Raw genomic sequence first — 23,499 nt, forward strand, 5'->3', positions numbered from 1 at the left:
CCACAGCGTTAATGCCCAAACATAATAAAAACCCAAGATAATAAAAAATAGGACAGCACGATGACTTTCAAGAAGAACGTTCTAAGCTCAACCATCGCATTTTTAAGCACCGCCCTGATTTCCTACTCTAGCCATGCCTCTGTTCTGGAAGAAGTAACCGTAACCGCACAAAAGCGTGAGCAAAGTCTGCAGGATGTCGGCATCGCCGTTACCGCCTTCAGCGGAGACCAGATGTCGGCGCTGGGCGTTACTCAAAGCCACGACATCGCCACCTTCAGCCCCGGTGTGCATATCTCGGGGAACCTGGCCGGACAAAACACTCAGTTCACCATTCGTGGTGTCACACAAAATGACTTCAACGATATCGTCGAGGCGCCCAATGCGGTGTATCTCGACGAAGGTTATCTAGCCATTGCCCAAGCGCAGACCTTTGCTGTCTTCGACGTTGATCGCGTGGAAATTTTGAAAGGCCCTCAAGGCACATTGTTTGGACGAAATGCCACTGGCGGCCTCGTACACTATATATCCCGGAAACCGAATATGGAGGAAGTGGAAGGTTATCTGGATCTGACCTTTGGCCGCTTTGATACTCCAGCCGATGCCAACAAGTGGACGTTGGAAGGCGCTGTGGGCGGCCCACTGACCGACAAGCTCGGCGCACGTGTCGCGTTTAAAACCAACCAGCAAGATGGCCATCTGAAAAATGTGTATCCCTTTGGGGCCAACAGCAATTTACCCGGCGGTGGTGCACCCGGAACCGGTTCAGGCGCCGATCTGGGTGGCGATGACACCACCGCCGGACGTTTGAATTTGAGCTACGAAGCCAACGACACCACAACCCTTCAGTTTTCTGCAAACTATGCCAGCTCAGAGGCCAGTACCGGCCCTTATCAATCCAAATCCACCATTGCGATTGTGGATGCGAACGGGGAATTGATTAATGTGATCGATACCCCTGCTGGCGAAACCCGCTTGAGCATCCAAGGTGACGGCGATGGTGGTGGCGATGTGATCGACGGTGATCAATTTATTCCTGGGGGTGGTATTGGCTTAAGCGGCCGCCCGGTTCCTGGCGGCGACTTCTTTGGTTATGTCGATCCGGATGGCGATGATTTTACCTTCTCGGGCGACTTTGCGTTTGAAGATCAAGGCTCGACTGATACCTGGGGCTTGAACGTCAATCTGTCGAAAGAACTCAGTGACAGTGTCACCATGACGGCCATTACCGATTACAAAGATTATGAAAAACTGCTCTTTATTGATGTGGATGCCGCACCGATTAATCAGCTCGCCAACTATGCCGGTGTGGATGCCAACAGTTTTTCCCAGGAAATTCGTTTTAATGGCGAAACAGAATCGAGTCGCTGGGTTGCGGGTTTGTATTATCTGAATATCGACAATCATTCTGACAATGGCTTGAAAGCACCTGTCAACAGCATTGTTGATGCGCTCTTCCCACCTGTGGATATTGGCGTGCAGGCCAATCTGGAAACCAATTCTTACAGCGTCTTTGGTCAAATCGAATACGACATTACCGACCAACTGGCATTAACGGCTGGTCTGCGTGTGATGGAAGAGAAAAAAGATTTTGATATCGAAGTCGGTGTGTATATCTCCCAAGGCAATGACACGGTCAATCAAGGTTCACCGATTCCAAACGCTTTTGGTGCGGGTTCACCATTCAATCATCAACTGGAAAGCTCGGATACTTTATGGACAGGCAAGGTACAGTTGGATTATCGCCCGAATGATGACTTGCTGTTATACGCGGGCATAAATCGCGGTGTAAAAGCCGGCAGCTTTAATGCGCCATTGCTGGGAGCTTATCTCGGTTCCGGGGGCGAAGCCGCTTTGCCTTATGATGAAGAAATTCTACTTGCGTACGAAGCCGGCTTTAAGGCCACTTTGGGTGACGGCAGCACGCGCCTGAACGGTTCTGCCTATTATTACGATTACAGCGATTACCAGGCCTTCCTGTTTGTGGGTGTGGGCGGTGTTGTGATAAATGCCGATGCCGTCAACAAAGGGGTGGAGCTTGAGTTAATCACGAGCCCTGCCGATGGCTGGGATATTCTGCTCAGTGCATCCTATTTGGACGCCACCGTAAAAGATATTTTGTTGCGCTCTGGCTCACCTTTGCCGCCTCGCGATGTACGCCCTACTTACGCACCGGAAGTTCAGGCAACCGCTCTGGTTCGTTATGAGTGGGAAGCGTTTGGTGGCATGATGCATGTCGCGGCCGACGTCAGTTATTCCGATGAATTTTATTACAATCTGCGTAACTTTGACGCCGATAAATTTGACAGCTATGTCATGACCAATGCACGCCTGGGCTGGGCCAGCAGTGATGACAGCTGGGAAGCGTCACTGATTGTACGCAACGTTACCGACGAGCGTGCTGGCGTACAAGGCTTCGATTTGGCCACACTCTGTGGTTGTAATGAGGTGTCCTATCGTGATCCGCGCTGGACGGGTGTGAACATTAAGTATCGCTTTTAAAATCAGTGAATCTGATTACACTGCTATAAAATGCAAGCCGCGGCGCGAACAAGCGCCGCATTCTTCCAACCTTGTTTCGTTGGAGATAACGTGATGAAACGCCGTCAGTTTTTACAAGCCAGTGCGTTGGTTGTCAGTGTTAATGTCGCCGGCAGTTTACTGGAATTAAGTTGTGCCCAAGCTGCAAGCTTGAAACTGCCTTACCATCATTTTGATAAAGACCAGGCCCATGATCTGGCGCATTTGGCGGATGGGCTGGTGCCCGGTGCTGCTCAGCAGGGTGTGGTTCATTTTCTTGATCAGCAATTGCAACGCGATGGCGATCACGACTGCCTGCTGATGATTCGTTATTTGGGCGTAGCCCCACCGTTCAAGTCATTTTATCTGGCAGGATTAAAGGCCGCGCAAAAATCCGCTCAGACACATTTCAACAAGGCGCTTGCTGAGCTGAATAAAAAAGAACGTTCAGAGTTTATTGGGAAGATGGCAAGTGATGCTCTCGATGGCTGGCAGGGACCGCCAGCCTCTTTTTTCTATTTCGTTCTGCGCGCTGACGCTGTTGATGTCACCTACGGCACTGAGCAAGGTTTCGCTGAGCTTTCCGTGCCTTATATGGCCCATATCAAACCCAAAACTTCCTGGTGATGTCGTGAGTACAGTGATTCAACGTGACGAAGTCGATGTGTTAGTAGTTGGTTCTGGTGCCGCTGGCAGTCTTTACGCCGCCGTTACCGCGAAAGCGGGCAAGCAAGTGATGATTCTCGAAGCAGGTCCGGAAAGAACATTAGCGGATTTGCAAAGCTCACAGATTTGGGCTCGTCAATTAAAGTGGGCGGGCAGCCCCGTAGAGGAAAGTGGCAATCATAAAATAGGGCATAATTTTAATTCAGGCTTTGGTACCGGCGGCAGCGCCATCCATCACTATGGTGTTTGGCCGCGTTTACACGCGAACGATTTTAACACCCAAAGCGAATACGGCACGGGCTTGGACTGGCCAATAAATTACGCCGATCTACAGCCTTTTTACGATCGGGTTCAAGCTCACATTGGCTTGAGTGGAGACGCGAACGCCGAACGCTGGCGCCCCAAAGGGGATGCGTACCCTATGCCACCCTTACCGATTTTTTCTCAAGGTCGTGTTATTGCCAAGGGCTTCCAAGCCAAAGGCATGCACACGGCTCCAATACCTTACGCCGTCAATTCCCTTCCCAGGGGTGAGCGCCAATCCTGTATTTTTGATGGCTGGTGTGACGCCGGTTGCCCGAACGGCGCACTGGCCAATCCCTTGGTCACCAGTCTCGCCGAGGCCAAGCAACACGGCGCTACGTTGTTTCATGAATGCACGGTCCGACGCCTGTTGTTAAACCCACAGGGCGATAAAGCGATCGGAGTAGAATATCAAAACGCTGCCGGAGAGGTTTTTGTTCAAAAAGCCAAGGTCGTGGTACTCGCAGCGTTTACCGTTCAAACCGCGCGCCTGCTGTGGCTGTCTGAACACGAAAAACACCCCAGAGGCCTCGGCAATAATCACGACTTGTTGGGCCGTTATTTGATGACCCATCCCGCCCATACCATTTGGGGCCTGTTCCAGGAAGAGACACAACCTCATATGGGCTTAAGCGGCGGTCAACTGATGTGTCAGGACGCCTATGCCAATAAGCGTGCAAGTGATGAACGCTATGGCAGTTATCAGTGGTTAATTGCCAATGCCAGCAAACCCAATGATTTACTCGGCATTGCAACCTCAAGAGCTGATCTTTTTGGCGAAAAACTGAAAACTTTTATGCAAGAGGCTACTCAACATTTCGGTACGATGGTGGGTATTTGTGATGACATTCCACTGGCCAAGAATCGCATCACACTCAGTCAGACCAAGGACTCCTCGAACCTGCCGATCGCAAAGACCCATCATGATCTTGACCCTCGTGTCGCCAGATTAACCGACCATATGGTGCAGGAGGGGCTGGAGATTTTTAAGGCCGCCGGGGCGAAAGAACCCTGGACCGGGCCAAGAGCCGGTATGCATATTATGGGAGGCACCGTCATGGGGGATTCGGCCAAAAACTCTGTGTGCAATCCTTATGGCCAATTACATGATGTGGCCAATGTGTTTGTTGCTGGCCCCAGTCTATTTCCCAGCAGCGGTGCGGTAAACCCTACCTTTACGGTGACGGCCTTGAGCTTGATGGGCGCTGAGCATATGCTTAAACATTGGAGTCAGTTAAGCTAACTTTTTATGTTCAGTAGGAATTCGCGGTGAGAGAAACGTTTAGTGCTTGTGTTGAAGAATCCTGGATCGATCTGAATCAACATATGAATATGGGCTACTATCTGGTGGTCTTCGATCTGGCAACGGCCAATTTTTATCGTGATTTAAATATTGGTGGTGTGTGTCATCTGAACGATGGCCACACGATCTTTTCGATTGAATCCCGCCTTTGTTATCGCAAAGAATTGCGGCTGGGTGACGCCTTTGTGATCCACAGTCAGTTGCTGGGTTACGACCACAATAAAGTGCACTATCTGCATAAGATGCTAACGGCCGATAATTTGTCACTCGTGGCCATGAATGAGTGTATGTCGATTAATGTGGATGAGCGCAGTCGTAAGTCGACGGCGTTTAATGATGCCAGTGTGGCGGGTCTGCGCAGGGCGCGCTTTGAGGATGAAGGTCTAGAGGTGGACCCTTGGGTGGGGCAGAGTCTGCGTCAAATCCAATGGCCGATGGAGTGAAGGCCGTCCAATCGTAGTTCTTTTCCCAGACAGTTTACAGCCGAGTCAGTTTTCCGTTCCGAATGCTGCATCCATGCAGCGACCCGTTCCATCCAGGAGCCTAGTCACTACAAACTAACTCGGCTGCAAACTGTCTTACGCCGTAACGCCTACATAAATTCCAATAGACAGTGCTTTCAGATTCACAATAAGGTACTTTGTCGATATCGCCTTGGCTAAAAAACTCTGAGAATAATAACTATGTCCCTGTCGAAACCCATTCCCTTAATTGGTGCCGTTGGCTCTCCCTATACTCGCAAGATGTTATCGCTGCTGCGTTATCGTCGCATTCCTCACTATATTTTGTGGGACGACCCTTCATTGGTGTTGGATGAGATGGGAATTGAGAAGCCGAAAATTCCATTTTTACCAACCTTTATTTTTGAGAATGCCAAAGGGCAAGCCGAAGCGGTATGTGATTCAACACCGATTATTCATCGACTGGAGCAGCTGCAAACAGAACGTTCGGTCATTCCGGATGACCCCGCTCTGGCGTTTATCAATTATCTTCTTGAAGATTTTGGTGATGAATGGTGCACCAAGTTTATGTTTCATTATCGCTGGCATTTCTCGGAAGACGCAGACAATGCAGGCACCGAGTTGCCTTTGTGTCGGGATGTGACATTGCCCGATGCTGCGCTGCTGGATTTCAAACGCTTTTTCAGTGAGCGACAAATAGGGCGCTTGGGGTATGTGGGTTCCAATGACAGCACAGCGCCAATTATCGATCGTTGTTATCGTCGCTTTTTGAGTTTGCTGGAAGCGCATTTCAAGACTTTGCCTTTTCTGCTCGGCCATCGACCCGGTTCCGGTGATTTTGCCATCTTCGGACAACTGACCCAGCTTGTGGGCTTCGATCCTACACCCCGAGCCATTGCTCATGAGGTTTCTCCGCGCACGGTGGCTTGGGTGGGGACGATGGAAGATCGCGCTGGTCTCGATCTTGAGAAAAACCCTTGGACGGAACTGGAATCGCTGCCCAACACCACCTATGAAATCCTTAAAGAGATTGGGCAAAGCTATGTCCCGGCCTTGTTGGCCAATGCCCAGGCTCTCATGGCAGGTGAAAAGGAATGGGCAACAGACATTGATGGCCAGCTGTGGTCTCAAAGAAGCTTTCCTTATCAGGGCAAATGCCTGCAATGGATTAATGAAGAATATCGACAGCTCAGCGCACATGATCAACAACGTGTGAGTTCCTGGATGGCAGGCACGGGTTGTGAAGCTTTGTTAATGCCCACCGCCTGAGTGTTCGTCGACTGCATCCATGCTGTCGACGCCACTCAATCCAAGCTACCACGCTTATTCGCGCGGTTGCATACCTCTTTCTGTACTTTTATCACTCAACTATTGACTCCTTTATGCTTATGGGAAACAATGTTTCCCATAAGCATAAAAACGTAATATTCTTTAGTTGGTGATCTCTATGTTGGATGTTCTGTTCTATTTTGCCTTGATTGTGGCCGTGGTGCTTACGATTGGGGAGACCCTGGTATTGGTTAAAACCGAGAAATATTGGCCTCTGTCCCTGGATGATTACGCGGCCTGCGCTCTGTTGGCCTTTAGTGCGTTCAATTTGAACCAGCTGTACGGACTGGTGATGATGCTCGTCGCCTGGACATTTATGGCCGGAAACCTGTACGCCATGTTGTTCACTCGCATGGACCCCAACGGCGGCACCCGTGAGCGCCTGGGTGCACTGGCCATACTGCTGGTATGCGCCCTGGCGGGGGGCGCCATGACCGCCCTTGAACTGATCAACCTGAATTCAGTGGCATAAGCAGCCCATACATCATTTAGGAGTGGCCTGAGATGAGTACATTAAACCCGGCTCAAGTTGAGCAATATAAAACGCAGGGCTTTATCTGTCCGGTGGATATTTTAAGCCCTGAAGAGGCCAAGGTAAGTCGCGCTCAATTAGAAGCCATGGAAGAACTGCAGGGCAAACCCATGGATCGAATTCAGTGCAATAAAACCTACTTGTTGTACGACTGGGCCGATGAACTGGTTCACCACCCCAAAGTACTCGACGCAGTGGAAGCCTTAATTGGCCCCAATATTCTCTGCTATATGACCAACCTCTTCACCAAAGAGGCGGGCACCGGCAGTTATGTGTCTATGCATCAGGACGCCGCCTACTGGGGAGTCGATGCCGATGATGTGGTCACCGCCTGGATTGCCTTAAGCCCCGCTACCGCGGAATCCGGTGTGATGAAAGTCGAGCCCGGCAGCCACACCCGCGAGCGTTCTCAGGTAAACACCTACGCCAAGGATAATTTGCTGACTCGCGGGCAAGCCATTCCCGACACTGAGCTCGAGCCCGAAAAACAAGTATATATGGAGCTGGAACCCGGACAGATGTCCTTGCACCACTTTATGCTGGTGCATGGCTCGGACCCGAACCAAAGCGATGATCGCCGTATTGGCCTGGCCATCCGCTATGTCGCCGCCACGGCAAAGAAAATTGGCAAGCCAGAGTCCGCGCTGCTGGTTCGCGGTGAAAACAAGGGAAATTTCCTGATGGAAAAACGCAGCAAAGGACTCAGTAAGGGGGCTCGCACAGTTGAGCATATCCGCGCGTTGCGTCGCCAACTGCACAATATTTTTGAGCCGAATGCCGAAGCCGACGGGAAAGAGCGTCTGCGCCTTCGCATCACCAAGACGGCAGCGATTGCTCTGAGCTACATCAAGGAGTTTTCGGCGAAGTTATCAGCTTGATCGACACCAATCGATACAAACTGTTGATCTGAAGGGCATCAGGACTCGTTCGAACAAGAAGGCTAAGAAGCTTTCTTGTCCTGATTCCCGGATTCGTCCTGAATCAACGGGCGTCCGTCGAGTTCGGTTTTCTTGCCCTCAAAGCGCTCAAAAAACGCCTGGTGAGCAGACAGTGAGCAGGCATCTTCCCGGTGGGCGTAATCATGAATCCACTGGGTCAGCATCTCAAGATTCTTATCCTGTGACGCCTTACTGGAGTACTTATGGGGCTCCCAGGGGCGGGCCTGGGCATTGGCCACACAATCCTCGATGGGCAAATTCAGGAAGATCAATTCGTTGGCATCCTCTTCCATCAGTTCCAATAAGTCGGCATAGCAGCCTTCAATCACCCAACCTTCATGTTGTTCCACAAAAGCGGTGATCAGACCCATGGATTCATCCAGAGGCATTCGCTTGGGCGGCAGCTCCGGCAACCAGGCAACCGTATCCAAATCCAAATACCCCAAACCTTCCGTGGTGGCTAAGTAGTTGGCTAATGTTGATTTACCGGAACCTGAATTTCCGGTGATAAGCACTTTTCGCAAAACAATTTCCTAAGACAAATCCATCAAGCGGCGCGAGTATAGCCGAGCCTCTATGACACTTTTGTGTCATCGGTCGAGCTTTACCAAACAAGTCGCGTCGCTCAACTTAACGGCGGTAAATTCTAATCATTGAAGGTAAATCTGGCCTGAACCAAACGCATTTTTTCAATGTCGGTGAAGGTATAGAGCCACATTCGAAGCCTGTCAATTTCATCAGACCGGGCTCTGGCACCACGAGTTCCGTGCCAAAGCAACAACAAGCCTCTATAAGCCCAGCGGTCGGGGAACAGCCTTTTGCATTGTGCTGCACAGGACTACAATAAATAAAGGCCCTTCCGTAATGGACCATGCTATGAAACTAATTGGCTCAAAACCTTCCCCCTATGTTCGACGCCTGCGCCTATGGTTGGCAGCCGAAAACTATGACTATGTGCAACTGGACATTCTAGGCCCTGAAGGACGCGAAGCCCTGCGCCGACACACTCCTGCCATGAAAATCCCGGTGCTGATCGATAGCGAGCACACGGTCTATGACTCCCGTGTTATCTACGAATACCTCAACCGGAAGCTGAAGAAAGAGCAGCTCAGCTGGGAACAACAAAATACCCTGACACTTATTGACGCCGTTAACGATTCCTTTGTCATCATGATCATGATGGATCGCTCGGGCATCGATAACAGCCAGGATATTTTGATCGCCAATCTTCAGCGCGATCGCATCGAGCAAACGCTCAATATACTTGAAGCAAAATGCCAAAGCGGCGAGTTCAACGAATGGCAGTACCCCGCCATTTGTCTTTACTGTCTGCTGGACTGGATTGAGTTTCGCGAACTCTACGATCTTGCATCGTATCCCTCCTTGCAGGCCTTTAAACACAGCAGCGACAGCCAGACGATGGTTAAGGAAACCGATCCCAGAATATAACCATGCCATCAATAGTCGGCCCAACGCTCCAGCACGATATGAAAACCTTCGCTGGGCGTGGGTGCGACAAAATACCGTGTAAGCTGTTCAAACATGTCACGCGTATCCGTCGCCGTCCGCTCAGCTTGCTCAATACGTCGTTGAGCGATTTGCTTTAAACATTCTTCATCACTCAATGCCAGATAAACCAGTTTATGGGGAGCCTTCACCTCTGAAAAAATACTGCGTAACCAAGCTCGCTGCGCCAGAGTATTGGCCGGAAAATCCATCACTACATCCGTACCTGCACACAGGATAGATTGCACCAGAGGTTTGACTTGTGGCTTTAGTCGGGCAGAAAACTCAATGTAGTTTTCAAGCGTTCGAATCTGCTCAGGATACAGCGCAGCTAACCAATCGTCCTCTGAAAGTAGAATCGAATGGCTTTCCTCTGCCAACTGTCTGGCTGCAGTTGATTTACCGGCGCCCATCTTGCCGCAAAACAGTGTGAGCATGCCTACTGGGGTGTTCATATTGCCTCCTCATGGCCTGGCCCAGAGGCAGATACAAAAAACCCGCCTCGTGGGCGGGTTTTTAAAAATCAGTCAGACACTAGCAAACCCACCATTGATGTTTAATGATGGTAATAATCAGGCTGGTGTGGTGTTGCTGTGTCATAAACGGGTTCATGGTTTTAATACTGGGTGACAAAGCCAGTCTTGTCAATGCTCAAGTTTTCGATTGATCACGCTTACATTTTGCCAAGTACTTATCTAATTGATTGGCAAAGGCTTGTTTTTCCTTCACGCCCAGTGGCGGTGGCCCACCACTCTGAATGCCACTGGCTCGCATGGTGTCCATAAAATCCCGCATATTTAAACGCGCACCTATATTGGCTTTACTGAACGGTTCCCCACGTGGACTCAGAGCTTTGGCACCTTTTTCGATCACTTCAGCCGCCAAAGGAATATCCGACGTAATCACCAGATCCCCCTCAGCACAACGTTGCACAATTTCATTGTCCGCTACATCAAAACCGTGGGATACCTGCACACTGCTGATAAATTTTGACTTGGGCACGGGGATATACTGATTGGCAATCAAACAGCAGGGCATTTCAGCGCGATTCGCGGCACGAAATAAGATTTCTTTAATGGCCACCGGACAAGCGTCGGCGTCGACCCAGATTGTCATTTCGGGAATTCCTGATTGCGATTAGGGCATCATACCTGATTTTCCATCTTGGAACTTACTGCTTTGAGTCATTGTATTCATTAAGTTGGCTATTTACGGAAAACTGGATGTATTGATCAATCGTCATATTACGACTTTCCGCCGCTTTTTCGGCCATTTGGTAGGTGCCCAAATCTAAATCAAGCCGTATTGATTTCGGCTCTCCGTTAAATCCGGGAATGAGTATTGTAGCTCCCAATATTGCAAATATTATAAGAACCGCTACGCCCCGAGGTATTGCTTCATGAAGAAATTTAGACTGGTGTACGATTTGGGAAGACAAAAACGATAACAGCCATATCATTAGCGAAAATTGTAAGAGTATGAAAAACTGACTGATATACTCGACATTTCTCATCCAGGCGCCTGCAAATAAAACTGGAATAGAGAAACCAATAACAATAAAAAATGCTGGAGAAGAGAACTGTGATATGCGCCTGGCAATATGAATGTTCTGTCGAACCAGAAAAGCTCGCTGCGTCGATATCGCTATCGATAGAAGTTCAATCAGTGCCATAACTACCAACAGTGTAGCAATACTTATAAACGGAATATGATCAAACAATAGATCAACTAAGTATCCTCTCTCCATATGTGCTGGTAAGTTAAACTTATCAACCCACCACATCATCGAAGATATTAGGAAACCAAAGAGAGTAAAAAATGGGAGGTCGCGTTTATCCAGGTTGACACAGATTTTCAATGAATTCCTTCCCTTTCAGTATTGAATCGATCCCGTCCTTGAACATTCAATCAGACCATTTGCGTGGCCACTCAGTAAGTGAATGAATACCTGGCATAGAATTTAAAACGTCAGACGAGGGAAGACAAGGATAGGGCAAACTTGAAACCCAAGACAGTATTTGACCTTCCTCAGAGCTCGATAATATCATCACGTCCTCAATCACTATCGTTAACTTATCTACGAAATATGAATTATCATTGGAGAATCTCCACTTATAATTCCCGTACCCCACGCGAATACTTCCCGATAGCTTTTCAGACATCACGACAAACCATTGGCAATCCAGAGTATTTTCTTTCTCTATCACGGTATCGTTTAGGCAAAAGGTGTAAATATTTTCATAGGTTTTATTGAAGTCCCGAACCAGTGTTTTGGTGATTTCATCTCTACCCTGGGTTGCCGAAGGGAAATCAATAGCGCCGGTTCTTACTTCCATTTCGAGCGTAGCGTGTTCTGAAAACACACAACTCATCAGATGGGGTTTATTGTCGTCTTTCGCCCTGATATAGCATCGAATAGCATTTTCGATATCTTTATTCATTCGCCTTATCCAGAAGAATCTTTGTTGTTTTTAGCCGACACACTTGGAATAACTGTCGATATCAATATCAATTACTTCTACCGTTATTGAACAACGCCCCAGATTAAGGGCTTTCACTTCATTAAAAACGCTTTCAGAAAATGCTTCCTTTTGCTCTAGGCTTCGGCCAGAAAGCAATTTGAGTTGAACATGCACAAAGTCGGTTTTTTCCGGGCCGGTCATATAGTGATCATAGGCAATGCAGCGAGCTTTTATGTCGCTGCCATCCGCTTCAAACAGCTCGGATTTCAGACTTCCCTGAAAAACAGCGTTTAACAGTTTGTTACCATCAATCGTTGATGAATGCTCGGCAATACAATGGGGCACAGTTTGCTCCTGAAAAATAATCGTTAACTATCGGGAAGGCGTATCAATAAGGTAACCGTCATCCCTGAGCCGTTGTGGCAGCTAATGTATTGCTTTTCGGTGATGCTTACAAGGTAAACACCCGGTTGGTATTTAGCTGTTCTGGCTTTGGCAGAAAATGGCGCAGCGACCAAAACCTAACATAGCGTATGCCGCCAGCAGGGCACTCAGCATGGAAATGGGCGGGAAGTAGGCAGGCCATTGATCAGGGCTTGCCCAAGAGCTGGACATCGGCAAAAGATGAGCAAACAAGGCCAGGGAAGCCAGGGCTTTAATCAGGTTATTTAAACGCTCAGTTTGCAGACGATAAAAGGCGTAGCTACCCAGTGCACCTGCCAGCAACATAAGATTACCAAGCAAATTGAGCTTTTGTTCTTCATAGAATTTTGCGAAGTATGCGGGGTTCAATAAAGCGATGGATAAAAGAATATGCAATATCAGTGCATGCCATGCCCAGCGGCCATAGCGAGCAGAACCGTTTGCGGACTGCTGATCTTGCGGTTCTTTCTTTAACTTCAGGGAATAGAACGCTGAAGCGGCCATGCAGGCGGCGATAAAAAAGCTCACACTTTTGTTGACGATAAGCACTGGCCATTGCTCAAGCGCGACGTCGCCAAATACGATGTAGCGCAAAGTCGCGTAGGCCAGGCAAAAAATAAGTACGGCTATCGGCATGGTGTTTCGCTATCTCTCTTCTTTTGCGTCACTCTGTTGTTCCAACTCAAAAGCGAGCAAGACATTACCCGGCAGTTGACCAAACATGCTGTAGCCAGAGTTAATAAACAGCTTGTCCTTGCCCAATACGGCACCATCGACATCAATCGCACCACCATGTGCAGGAATGCCATTTACGGTATTAAACGGCACTGCGGTTTTGCTTTGCCAAAGCACCTTGCCATCACTCATGCGGTAGGCGGCGAGCTTGCCATCCAAACCTGCCGCAAAAACCAATTCAGGTACCGCGCTCGGCGCAGCGGATAAGCCGTAATACCAAGAGCAGGCATAACGATCTTCCAGCTTACGTTTTTTACCGCTACGGACTTGCTCCAAACCAATTTTCGGCGCGTAAGCCATATCAAACTCGCAACCACGCTCAGCAGGCTTAGCCCATTCCACCTTGCCGTTATCGATATTCAATCGATACAGACCAGGCTTGGGTGTATACCCGGGAATATCACGCTCTGGATCAGCCAAAGGAACATAAACCGAATTTTTATACACCGTCATGCCCCAATGAATGCCACCATTGGTGGTTCCCATACTCAGGCGTTTGCGCCAGTAGAGTGTTCCTGTATCTGGGTTTAAGGCAAATACTTCTGAAGACTTTTGACCCGCTAACAAGACCGGGCGGCCATCACTCATATGATGCAGAATCATAGGCGCACCAAAATCGAAATCCGGCCCCATGTCTTCGGGACAAGCTTCACCGCCGTTGAGACAAGCGGCGTTCCAGATATCGTTGGCGAGCGCTTGGAATTTCCAGCGCATTTTGCCTGTGGTCATTTCAAGCGCGATCACCGAATCACTGGTATCGGTCGCCGGCTTGGAGGTGTTTTCACCCGTACCGATATACACCAGACCACGCGCCGCATCGATCGTAGGCGTTGTCCACACCACCGCACCGGAAGGACCAAACTTGGGCACACCGCTAGCGGTTTTACCCAGAAGCTTCGCTTGTTCGGTAGCATGCCACTGCCATTGGGTTTTACCGGTGTTGGCATCCAGCGAGATCACCATCCCATGGGAACGGCAACAGGGGTAACCGGGCATTCCGGCAGCGGCGACTTCAAAGGAAGAGATGGGCACAATTAACTGTGCGCTTTCTTTTTTCTGGCCTTTGACGGTCCCTTTAAAGAAAGCCGGAGTGCCGGTGATCAATGACGTAGGGAATACACCCAGGTTTTCCTTCCAGATTTGGCTACCGTCTTTTGCGCGCACTGCGTAGACGTTCGCCAGTTCATCAGCGAAAAACAAAACTCGCTCGCCGGCGATCTCTCCCAGCACGAGACTGGAACGAACACCTGCTGCGGTTTGCTTTTGCCACTTAATACAACCGCTTTCAGGGTCTAGCGCCATCACATGCGCGCTCTTACTACCAACGTACAGTGCGTCTTCTGTATACACCGGCTGATTGCGCATATCGTTCACTTTTTGAAAACCGAACGCCCATTTCAATTTCAGCTTATGCACATTGTCAGGCGTGATCAGACTGTTTTCCTGCAGACGGCTGTTGAATTTACCCATGCCCCAATCGCCACTGATCACTTCGCTATTCGCTTGGGTATTCACTGGATACTTGTCACAGCGATTGCTTTCTAACCAGCTGTTATCGACTTCACCACCACCGGATAGATATTCCGACACCCAACTGCGTTCATCCTTGCTCATCGCCGCAGCCTGGGGTTGCATACGGCCAATGGAAATCGTCAGCATAATCTGACTTTGGCTCAGGCGTTTTAAATCTTCTACCTTGGGCGCTTTATCCAGGCCTTGATCATGGCAGGCCGCGCAATATTTTTTATAGAGTTGCTCACCTTTTTGGGCGTTGTTCATTTCTCCCGCTAGGGCATTACCGCCCAGGACGGCTGGAATCAGGGCGCTTAAGGTCAGGGCTAATCGACTCAGAGTTTTCATGGTGATACTCGTTTTATGTGTTCCAGGCTAATGGCTTTTTTATCAGGGCATTCAATCAGGCAAGGCATAGGCGAGAATATAATCACCCGTGCCCCGGTTAAACATTTTGTGGCCTCCCGCCGCCAGGATGACATACTGCTTGCCATCCAATTCGTAACTCATAGGAACGGCTGTGGCATCCACAGGGAGTTTGGCGGTCCAGAGGACTTTTCCGCTGAGGCTGTCATAGGCGCGAAAGCGTTTATCCATGGTCGCGGCAATAAACGTTAGCCCACCTGCGGTGGTCATCGAGCCACCTAAATTGGGCGTGCCCCAGTTGATATCAAAAGGTACGGGAAAAGGAGCCATATCGTGAATTGAGCCCAAAGGGGATTCCCAACGCACATCACCGCTGCCCATATCAATCGCCACCATTTTTCCCCAAGGTGGTTTGGTGCAGGGAGCACCCAGCGGCGAGGTAACGGTGTCGGTAATCACCATATAGGGCGAGTCTTTCATGGTGACTTTCATTTCGCTGCCATGAGCGACGATATGGTCACCCGGATTACTGGGGTCGATGGGTTTGAGCTGCCCTTCAAACGGCGCGGTGTTTAAATTGACAAACAATAGATTTCGACGCGGCCAAAAACTGGCGCCGCCCCAATTCGCACCCCCTAAACTTCCTGGCAGCATCAGAGTGCGTTGCTCGGATAAAGGCGTAAATAGCCCTTCACTGTGCAGAGACGCCAACCGTTTTTCACAGGCCTTTCGGTCAAACCACAACATGCCAAAGGCATCGTTTTTCGGATCGAGGTTCACGTCGATGAGTGGCCGAGGTTTAAGCGGAAAGGGTTGAGTAGGCGAACTGTATTCACCCGCCATTTTGGATTGGGGGACCGGGCGTTCTTCCTGACCAAATACCGGCTCACCAGTCTCTCGATCAAAAGTGAACACCAGCCCCTGTTTGGTCACTTGAATCACGACGGCCCGTTGTTTGCCGTCTTTTTCTATATCAACCAGTACCGGAGCGGCTGGGGCATCGTAGTCCCATAAATCATGATGAACAATTTGCTGATGCCAAACCACTTCACCCGTAGACCCTTTTAATGCCACAACCGAATTCGCGTAGCGGTTATCACCGGGGCGCATGCCACCGTAAAAATCCGGTGACGGGCTGCTGGTGGGAATAAACACCAGGTCTCGTTCACTGTCGACTGACAAGGGCGCCCAAGCGTTGGCCCCACCCGCGAAATGCTGTGGGGTTTTTCCTTTAACACGAGGCCAATCTTTGGCCATCGGGTGATCATTGTGCTTGGGTATCGGATCAAAGCTCCACCGCTGTTCACCCGTGAAGGCATCAAATGCAACCACTGTACCCTGGGGCGCATGGGACTCAGCAAAGTCGATGATGGCGGAGCCCACCACAATATTATTTCCCACAACAACGGCGGCCGAAGAATTATTGACGTAGTCGGGCTGGTAACCTAAGGCCTTGTTATAGAGAGCGATTTCCCCATTGTCGCCGAAGCTTTTGCAGCGCTGCCCTTGCTTGGCATCAATCGCCACTATGCGGCGATCATGGGTGGCCACGTATAAACGTCGACCGCAGTGCTTATCCTGCTCAGAGGCTTCTGGATGCTGCCAATAACTCACCGCTCGACACCGCATAGGGCGTGTGCCACTCAGATTCACTTTGGGATCAAAGGACCAACGCTCGTGCCCGGTTTTTGGGTCGAGTGCAATCACGCGATTAAACGGCGTGCAAAACGCCAGATGCCCGCCCGCGGCTTTCGGCAACAGAATCGGCGTCACTTGAGTTGAGGTGCGCGACATATGTTCGGCCATGTGTTCGCTGTCACCTGTGCGGAACTGCCAGGCCAAGGCTAGGTTTTTAACATTGCTGCTGTTAATCTGGCGCAAATCCGCAAAGGCCGAAGCACCTTCGTTCGCACGGTAATGCAACCATTGTTCGGCCTGAGTCGATGAACTGTGAGCACAGGCAAACAGCGTCAGCGCGGTCAGAGACGATTTCCAATAACGATACATAAGCTCGATTCTTTTTCGCGTGTACTGATTAAGGCAGTTGCTTAACGACTTTTAATGAGCCCAAACCTTTGAAGGCTTTCGTAAACTCCAACACCCAGCCCAGCTCTTTTTCACTGGCCATATAGGTTGCTGTACGACCTTCGCCACCGTTGTCGGATTGCATTTGCAGCTGGATACCCGCTGACTGCAGATGCGCCTGCAACTGATCGTGTTCGGGCAAGCGCCCCAGGCTGAAATGATGTGCGCCATTGCCGTATCGACGCAAATAATCTCGGTGGGGCGTTGGGCCTGCGACGGGCTGTAGCAATTCAATTTGCAGGTCGAACCATTGGCCATACGCCACATGTACCTCACTATAAGCCTGGCCGACCGCGCCCAGATACTGTCCATTGCTGGTCATTGGTGGTTTGAAATCCACAAACAACCAGGGCCCCAAGCCCAACAGTTGCTTCCAGGCTTTCGCCGTTTTATCCGCAGAAGCGACCACGATACCAATTTGGGCGAGGCGAGCATTGTCGAGTGGTGCGGACGCCTGCTCTTCAGTTACGTCCGCAACCCCCCAGAACTGATTTTTCTTTGGCGAGCTTTCTGAGCTGCTCAGATACACACCCAACTGCGCGTAGCTGTCCAACCATGTTTGTTGATAAGGCTTGCTGTTCGTCAGATGGCTGTTGTCGGACGTGGCCATTTCAAGCGTTGCCAATCGTTTGGCTGCCTGGTCCTGCAAATAGTCTGGCGCCACTTGCACATGAAAAATACCCGGACCTCTTTGCGCCAGAAAATCCGCTACTTTACTTTGACCGTATAAGGGCTGCAGCAAATCAAAATGTTTGCCCTTGAATTCGGCACGGGCCATACGAATAGCGCCGGACGCCACATTGAGATCTATGTATTTCCACTGCTTGATGCCTAAGGCCTGTTGGTACGCCGGCAGTGCACTGGGAATGTCATCGACTACGACTCCCACACCCAGAAAGGGAGATTCCGCTGCCCAACTGAGTTGCACCAGAAAACAACTCATCAATGTCACTATTTTTTTCATCATGCTCATTTCCTTAGGCTTCAGCGAACCGACACTTCCGTTTTAGTGGCCTTAACGCGTTCACCATTGCTTGGCTTCACGCGGATAAGCGTGGGTTGGCCACCTTCAATCTGCCAGCTGGGAAAATGGGAATTGGAGGTATAGATCGAACCGTCTTCGCCCACTTCAATATCGCGGGTAAAAGTGCGCTTGCGGGGCATGGGATACACCAGCCACTCTTCTTTATCGATATCAAAACTGAAAATAGTATCGGACTGGTTACCGTTGACCCACACCATACGTCGAGGGCGATCGATGTTGAGCGAGTAAGGCAACTCATTCACCACCGGCAAATCGTACATGGTGAATTTTTTGGTTTTTGGGTCGTACTTCGCCAACTGAGAATCCTGGAAGGCAACGATCCATAAATTGTTATCCGCATCCACACGCAAACGACGCGGACCTTTAAACGGGGTTTGAATCATTGAGACTTCATCCGTTTCTGGATCGATAAAACCGATATCGTCACCGTATAAGCGTGCAAACCAGATTTTGCCGTCCGGTGCCACATCAATCCCATAAGGCATAGGCACGCCGGTGGATTTGCGATCCACTTTGGGCAGCGGGCGATCTTCAACATCCAGACTCAAAATAAAGGGGATCGACTTAATGATCATCCACTCTTTAAATGAACGAGCGGGAAGGTTGTAAATTTTGAATTCTTTTTTATTCCTGTCCCAACTGGCAACCTGAGAAGAAACCGCCAAGGTAAACCAGATGCGACCTTTGCCGTCCGCACGGATGGTATGTGGATAATAGCCATCATCCATTTTATGCGTCGTGAATTCTTTGGTGTGCGGATTGAATTCAATCAACGCCTGCTGCATGGACGGTGTGATAAAAATATGGCCATCTTTTGGTGATACAGCGAAAGAGTGCACCCCCATATAGTTGTACAGTTTAGGAATCATCTCACCGAAGCGATTCCCTAAAATACCACCCAGTTTGGCGCCTTTTTCGTGCGGCACTACATAGACTTTATAGTCGCCTGTCTCTGGATTAACTTCGTAAATACGGTCTTGTAAATTGTCACCCACGTAAACAAACCCATTGGGGTGTACCAGAAAATCATGCATTTGCGAGAACGCATCCCCAATGGGGTACTCGATAATTTCAACACCGGACAAGGTGTCGGACCAAGGGCGCGGCTCAAGTAGATTCTCGAAATTCGCGTTCAGTTTTTTGTATTGGCGACTCAACACTCCAGCCAAACGTTCTTTATCTTCATCGGCAACACGGGCACCGTATTTGCCCATACGGTTGATGATGTCCAACCACTGCTCGGGGCTTCGCTCAGCACGCATGAACGCGGAGCCCTGCTGATGGCAGAAAGCACAGTTCAACTGGAAATGCTTTTTCAGTTCCTGATCGCCTTCAAAATCCATGGCATTGATCCACACATTGCTGGGCTTATCCTCGGCCAGAGATTTGGGATCCTTATTGGCCTGGAGGCGGATGGTGATTTCAGTGTCTGCATCCTGTTGGCTGAGTAACCGGTCCTGATAGCCTGGCTTACGCACCCGATACGTTACCGTGCCCGAATTTCCAACCAGAGAATCAAACAAAACCTTACCGGTTTTATCGCTGAAACGGTTGTGTTCCAAAGCCATCGTATTCGCTATCCCATGGGGGCTGTAACCGTTGTCACTCAGGTCCTGTTGGGGCTTATCGTCTAACAATCGGCTCACCATGGCAGTTGCCAATGGCTTGCCATCCTGGTCAGTGACAGTAATTTCAGGCTTGGCCAGAACGATGCTGGACATCGACAGCACACTTGAGGTGGCCAAAGTAATCAGGGCTTTGGTGTACAGGCGCATACAGGGCTCCTCTCATTATTTTTATAGAGGCCTACATGCTAGCAATCTGGAGGATTTACATTTGACATTTAAACACTAGAGATTGACACTTAAGACCATGAGCAATGCCATCATCAATCCTTTACAGGTACGCGCCAGCAATTTATACGGTTTTGACCAGGCCGTGCGCAGCCTGGGGGGTGACCACCGGCCACTATTCGAAGAATTGAAGCTGGATCCAGGGCTGATCGAGCGGCCGAATGACCTGTTCGCTTTTGTGGATTTTAATCGCTTGCTGAATCTCGGTGCCGAACGCCTGGATTGTCCCTATTTCGGTGTTTTATGCGCGAAAATGCACGAAAGCGCCCCGTTTGATACCTTCTTGCAAATCATTAAGCGCAGCCCCAATCTCGCGGCCGCCCAGGAGCTGTCAGAGCGCTACCGGGGCTTGGAATCAGAGGTCACTTTTTTTAAAGTCGTGGTGGAAGAGGGGCTCGCCATTGTTCACCGCTTCTACAATGCTCCCTTCCACTTCGATACCCGCCAGCATCGTTTTTTTACCCTGACCCGAGCTTTTGTCCTGGGGCAATTGCTGCTACGGGAAGACTGGCGGCCACAGTCCATCAGTTTTTCCTTTTCACAACCTGGCCCAGGCCCCTATGAACGCCTATTCGGCACGCCGGTGTATTTTAACCGCGAAGCGGACAGCTACTGTTTTCCCGAAGAGGATTTATATCTGCCCCTTCGCAGTTCAGACGAAGAGCTTCTCGATATTTTGCAAAACCATGCAGATCAATTGAAAAAACATTTTGAGCTCGGCGGTCAACTGAAAACCGTTGTACGCAAATTGATTCAGCAGGGCCTGAGTAGCGGCAATGCGGATTTAAACAAGATGTCAGAATTATTAAACATGCACCCCCGCGCACTGCAGCGAGGTTTATTGAAAGAGGGAATCAGCTTTAAGGCCTTGTTGTTACAGACAAGAATGGAGATTGCACAGGAACTGCTGCTGAACTCGGATATACTGTTGACGGAAATTTCAGAGTTGATTGCGTACAGTGAATTGAGCGCTTTTTCGCGGGCCTTTAAGCGTTACTCCACGCTATCACCCGAAGAGTGGCGAAAGCGTACTCTGGAAGCGACTTGATAGTGTTCCTGCTATACCCACAACAGGAACACTATCCAAGCTAATCATTAGCGGGTGTGCAAACCACACTCGCGATTGGCCAATGCTTTGGTTGGATCGTAGTAGTTTTCTTCGTTCGGCAAATCATTTTCCTGCAAATATTCTGCAAGTGCTTCATCACTGTAATGAAAGAATGGTGACACTTTAATCACGCCATCACTACTGACAGAAACAATATCCAAAGTTTGACGCAAAGCGGTTTGGTGCTTACGCAAATTGGTAAACCACACTTCAGGTTGGTGCTCACTCATCGCACGATTAAACGGTTCCAGTTTGAACTGCTCAGTAAATTCAGCGTGCTCAGGCTCATCCACCATTGGAATGCCACCCATTACAGCATCGCGACGGGCCGCGCTGACTTTCGGTGTATACACATCCAGATTGAGATCAAAACGCTTGATGACTTTATCCGCAAATTGATACGTCGCTTTCAGCGCGTAACCGGAATCGATCCAGACCACCGGCACATTCGGGTCTTGCGCGCACACGGCATGAATAATTGATGCCTCACCTGGCCCAAAGTTGGTGGTTAAAATCGATTTTTTACCCAAGCCTAAGGCCCATTTAACAATGTCGGCCGGACTGGCTGAGGCTAACTCTTGGTTAATCGCCTGAAGATCCATGATTCTGTTACCTTACTAAAACAAGGTGGAGGATGGTAAACCAAGGAAGTAGCGATGCAAAATGACCTTTAACCATAAGTTAAAGGCTTTTAGCTATATAGGTCGTTAAAATGCGAATCCAAACAATAACATCACTAACCGTTTATATAGTGAGTCTGGTAGAATCCAACTCAATTGCCACCCTAGTTAAGCTGTAGATGGGGGCAGCCTGTGTTAACCCTGACAAATGCAATAACAATATGGCTAGCCTGATTAATGTCCAGAGCAAACAGCTCTGTCACTTATTACCACATCACACTTTTGGTCGCCGGGAAGATAAGGTAGATACCTTTCTCGATGCTCCGCAAATATCCAAAATCCATGCTTCCATCGAATGGGATGGCGCGCAGTGGTTACTCAAGGATATCAGCCGCAATGGTGTGTGGGTGGACGGCAAGAAGATTGAAAGTCAACAAAACTACCCCATTCAGGCCGGACAATTAATCCAGTTCGTCAGCAAGGAACTGCGCTTTTTGGTGGAAGATATTTCCGCCCCCGACAGTTATATCGTCCCCCAGCACAGCCGCGATGGAGCCATTCCCATGAGCGAGCTAATGTTGCTGCCCGACGATGAAAACCCCAAGCTGGCGCTGCATCTGTCCCCGGATAACCATCAGTGGCTTCTAGAATCGCTCGACGAATCCCACGAAGTACGAGAACTTAAGCACGGCGATGAAATCGTGCTTGGGGATTTTCGCTGGGTACTTCACCTCACCGACAAGTCGAACTCCCCAACCATGGTCATCGACGCTGACTGGTCTGTGGATAATTTTCTGTTTCGCTTTAATACCACTCAGGATGAGGAAAATACCAGCCTGATCCTCAGTAATGGTGGCAATCAATGCGATCTGGGTGAGCGCAGCCATCACTATGTGCTTTTGCATTTGGCTCGCTGCCGAGCTATCGATGAAGCCAAGGGCATCAATGAATACGATCAGGGTTGGATCGACAACAATCTCCTGTGCCGGGAAATGGGCATGGACCTGGCCCATATCAACATTCAGCTCTACCGTCTGCGTAAACAGTTGAGCGATGCCATGCCAGACTTAATCGGCATTAACAAACTGGTGGAACGCAAACGCGGCAAACTGCGTTTTGGCCGAGCACCTTTTCAGATTTTCAAAAGCGGTGAATTATTGACCGAACTCAAGCGCGCCGTTTAACTCTTTTCAACCCACACCTTCTTTTCCCGGTTAGCCTCATGAGTGTAAAAACTCGTAAAGCGGCCGGAATTTGCCTCCATTTGCGGTGATCCCTCGTCTAACATCGGGAATACATCATTTATGGAGTCGACTATGTTAAAGACCACTACCACCAATATTGAAGGCCAAACCATCGATACGTATTTGGATATCGTTGTGGGTGAAGCCATTTTGGGTGCAAACATTTTCAAGGACATTTTCGGCATGGTGCGCGATGTTGTCGGTGGACGTTCAAACGCCTATGAGCAGGAGATGGGCAAGGCCAGAGAGATTGCCTTTCAGGAAATGGAAGCCAAAGCCCGAGCCGCTGGTGCAGACGCCATTGTGGGTATCGATATTGATTACGAGGTTGTCGGTCAAGGCGGCAGCATGATGATGGTCAGCGTCAGCGGCACGGCCGTTAAGTTGAAGTAAACACCGGCTCTGACGATTCAGTGCGGGACGGACCAAAAGCGGGCAGGAGGCCGCGCTTTTCCGTTCCGAATGCTGCATCCATGCAGCCACCCGTTCCA

23 protein-coding genes are annotated in these 23,499 nt (G+C 49.7%); 11 read left to right on the top strand and 12 right to left on the bottom strand.

All coding sequences use genetic code 11. The annotated features are described in order from the left end of the window. Nucleotides 1-60 precede the first annotated feature (60 nt). The 7 genes from ABWW03_RS03745 (at nucleotide 61) to ABWW03_RS03775 (ending at nucleotide 7,989) form a co-directional block, all read left to right on the top strand. Nucleotides 61-2,499: a TonB-dependent receptor gene (locus tag ABWW03_RS03745; RefSeq protein ID WP_353406456.1), complete on the top strand. Its 2,439-nt coding sequence runs from the start codon at nucleotides 61-63 to the stop codon at nucleotides 2,497-2,499. Between the two features lie 93 nt (nucleotides 2,500-2,592). Next, nucleotides 2,593-3,144 carry a gluconate 2-dehydrogenase subunit 3 family protein gene (locus tag ABWW03_RS03750; RefSeq protein ID WP_353406457.1) on the top strand — a complete coding sequence of 184 codons (552 nt, stop codon included), beginning with the start codon at nucleotides 2,593-2,595 and terminating at the stop codon, nucleotides 3,142-3,144. Between the two features lie 4 nt (nucleotides 3,145-3,148). Next, nucleotides 3,149-4,729 carry a GMC family oxidoreductase gene (locus ABWW03_RS03755; protein WP_353406459.1) on the top strand — a complete coding sequence of 527 codons (1,581 nt, stop codon included), beginning with the start codon at nucleotides 3,149-3,151 and terminating at the stop codon, nucleotides 4,727-4,729. A gap of 26 nt (nucleotides 4,730-4,755) precedes the next feature. Then, the gene (locus ABWW03_RS03760) at nucleotides 4,756-5,232 is read left to right on the top strand and encodes a thioesterase family protein (RefSeq protein WP_353406461.1); all 477 of its coding nucleotides are present in this window, start codon (nucleotides 4,756-4,758) and stop codon (nucleotides 5,230-5,232) included. Nucleotides 5,233-5,472: 240 nt separating this feature from the next. Then, a complete protein-coding gene (locus ABWW03_RS03765; RefSeq protein WP_353406462.1) occupies nucleotides 5,473-6,519 on the top strand; it encodes a glutathione S-transferase family protein in 1,047 nt (348 codons plus the stop codon). Nucleotides 6,520-6,697: 178 nt separating this feature from the next. After that, the gene (locus tag ABWW03_RS03770) at nucleotides 6,698-7,051 is read left to right on the top strand and encodes a hypothetical protein (RefSeq protein ID WP_353406463.1); all 354 of its coding nucleotides are present in this window, start codon (nucleotides 6,698-6,700) and stop codon (nucleotides 7,049-7,051) included. Nucleotides 7,052-7,083: 32 nt separating this feature from the next. After that, entirely contained in the window at nucleotides 7,084-7,989 is a 906-nt protein-coding gene (locus tag ABWW03_RS03775) for a phytanoyl-CoA dioxygenase family protein (protein ID WP_353406464.1), read from the top strand. A gap of 62 nt (nucleotides 7,990-8,051) precedes the next feature. Here the strand turns inward: ABWW03_RS03775 and ABWW03_RS03780 are convergent, their stop codons facing one another. Next, complete coding sequence (locus ABWW03_RS03780) at nucleotides 8,052-8,564, bottom strand: AAA family ATPase (protein WP_353407119.1); 513 nt, start codon at nucleotides 8,562-8,564, stop codon at nucleotides 8,052-8,054. 361 nt (nucleotides 8,565-8,925) lie between these two features. On the opposite strand from ABWW03_RS03780, the gene ABWW03_RS03785 reads away from it, so the two are divergent. Next, the gene (locus ABWW03_RS03785; protein ID WP_353406466.1) at nucleotides 8,926-9,498 is read left to right on the top strand and encodes a glutathione S-transferase family protein; all 573 of its coding nucleotides are present in this window, start codon (nucleotides 8,926-8,928) and stop codon (nucleotides 9,496-9,498) included. 8 nt (nucleotides 9,499-9,506) lie between these two features. Here the strand turns inward: ABWW03_RS03785 and ABWW03_RS03790 are convergent, their stop codons facing one another. The 10 genes from ABWW03_RS03790 to ABWW03_RS03835 form a co-directional block, all read right to left on the bottom strand. Further along, nucleotides 9,507-10,010 carry an AAA family ATPase gene (locus tag ABWW03_RS03790; RefSeq protein WP_353406468.1) on the bottom strand — a complete coding sequence of 168 codons (504 nt, stop codon included), beginning with the start codon at nucleotides 10,008-10,010 and terminating at the stop codon, nucleotides 9,507-9,509. A gap of 196 nt (nucleotides 10,011-10,206) precedes the next feature. After that, nucleotides 10,207-10,671 (bottom strand): YaiI/YqxD family protein, encoded by a 465-nt coding sequence (locus ABWW03_RS03795; RefSeq protein ID WP_353406469.1) that lies wholly within the window; start codon nucleotides 10,669-10,671, stop codon nucleotides 10,207-10,209. A 55-nt stretch (nucleotides 10,672-10,726) separates the two neighbouring features. Next, on the bottom strand, nucleotides 10,727-11,413 hold the full coding sequence (locus tag ABWW03_RS03800) for a hypothetical protein (protein WP_353406470.1): 687 nt from the start codon (nucleotides 11,411-11,413) through the stop codon (nucleotides 10,727-10,729). Nucleotides 11,414-11,459: 46 nt separating this feature from the next. Next, nucleotides 11,460-11,996 (bottom strand): hypothetical protein, encoded by a 537-nt coding sequence (locus tag ABWW03_RS03805; RefSeq protein ID WP_353406471.1) that lies wholly within the window; start codon nucleotides 11,994-11,996, stop codon nucleotides 11,460-11,462. A 30-nt stretch (nucleotides 11,997-12,026) separates the two neighbouring features. Beyond that, a complete protein-coding gene (locus tag ABWW03_RS03810) occupies nucleotides 12,027-12,362 on the bottom strand; it encodes a 5-carboxymethyl-2-hydroxymuconate Delta-isomerase (RefSeq protein WP_353406474.1) in 336 nt (111 codons plus the stop codon). Nucleotides 12,363-12,494: 132 nt separating this feature from the next. After that, the gene (locus tag ABWW03_RS03815; protein WP_353406476.1) at nucleotides 12,495-13,076 is read right to left on the bottom strand and encodes a hypothetical protein; all 582 of its coding nucleotides are present in this window, start codon (nucleotides 13,074-13,076) and stop codon (nucleotides 12,495-12,497) included. 9 nt (nucleotides 13,077-13,085) lie between these two features. After that, complete coding sequence (locus ABWW03_RS03820; protein ID WP_353406477.1) at nucleotides 13,086-15,035, bottom strand: PQQ-binding-like beta-propeller repeat protein; 1,950 nt, start codon at nucleotides 15,033-15,035, stop codon at nucleotides 13,086-13,088. A 51-nt stretch (nucleotides 15,036-15,086) separates the two neighbouring features. Then, nucleotides 15,087-17,060 (bottom strand): pyrroloquinoline quinone-dependent dehydrogenase, encoded by a 1,974-nt coding sequence (locus ABWW03_RS03825; RefSeq protein WP_353406478.1) that lies wholly within the window; start codon nucleotides 17,058-17,060, stop codon nucleotides 15,087-15,089. Nucleotides 17,061-17,088: 28 nt separating this feature from the next. Next, nucleotides 17,089-18,105, bottom strand: coding sequence for a VOC family protein (locus ABWW03_RS03830; RefSeq protein ID WP_353406479.1), 1,017 nt, complete (start codon nucleotides 18,103-18,105; stop codon nucleotides 17,089-17,091). A gap of 17 nt (nucleotides 18,106-18,122) precedes the next feature. Beyond that, on the bottom strand, nucleotides 18,123-19,958 hold the full coding sequence (locus ABWW03_RS03835; RefSeq protein ID WP_353406480.1) for a virginiamycin B lyase family protein: 1,836 nt from the start codon (nucleotides 19,956-19,958) through the stop codon (nucleotides 18,123-18,125). Nucleotides 19,959-20,055: 97 nt separating this feature from the next. Between ABWW03_RS03835 and ABWW03_RS03840 the strand changes: the two genes are divergently transcribed. Then, nucleotides 20,056-21,084 carry a helix-turn-helix transcriptional regulator gene (locus tag ABWW03_RS03840; protein WP_353406482.1) on the top strand — a complete coding sequence of 343 codons (1,029 nt, stop codon included), beginning with the start codon at nucleotides 20,056-20,058 and terminating at the stop codon, nucleotides 21,082-21,084. A 47-nt stretch (nucleotides 21,085-21,131) separates the two neighbouring features. Here the strand turns inward: ABWW03_RS03840 and ABWW03_RS03845 are convergent, their stop codons facing one another. Then, on the bottom strand, nucleotides 21,132-21,746 hold the full coding sequence (locus ABWW03_RS03845) for a phosphoadenosine phosphosulfate reductase family protein (RefSeq protein WP_353406483.1): 615 nt from the start codon (nucleotides 21,744-21,746) through the stop codon (nucleotides 21,132-21,134). A gap of 239 nt (nucleotides 21,747-21,985) precedes the next feature. On the opposite strand from ABWW03_RS03845, the gene ABWW03_RS03850 reads away from it, so the two are divergent. Both ABWW03_RS03850 and ABWW03_RS03855 read left to right on the top strand, forming a co-directional pair. Then, nucleotides 21,986-22,948: an FHA domain-containing protein gene (locus ABWW03_RS03850; protein ID WP_353406484.1), complete on the top strand. Its 963-nt coding sequence runs from the start codon at nucleotides 21,986-21,988 to the stop codon at nucleotides 22,946-22,948. 132 nt (nucleotides 22,949-23,080) lie between these two features. Beyond that, nucleotides 23,081-23,401: a heavy metal-binding domain-containing protein gene (locus ABWW03_RS03855; RefSeq protein WP_353406485.1), complete on the top strand. Its 321-nt coding sequence runs from the start codon at nucleotides 23,081-23,083 to the stop codon at nucleotides 23,399-23,401. Nucleotides 23,402-23,499 lie beyond the last annotated feature (98 nt).

Origin of the sequence: Pseudoteredinibacter isoporae (assembly GCF_040372805.1) — a bacterium.
Taxonomy (GTDB): domain Bacteria; phylum Pseudomonadota; class Gammaproteobacteria; order Pseudomonadales; family Cellvibrionaceae; genus Pseudoteredinibacter; species Pseudoteredinibacter isoporae_A.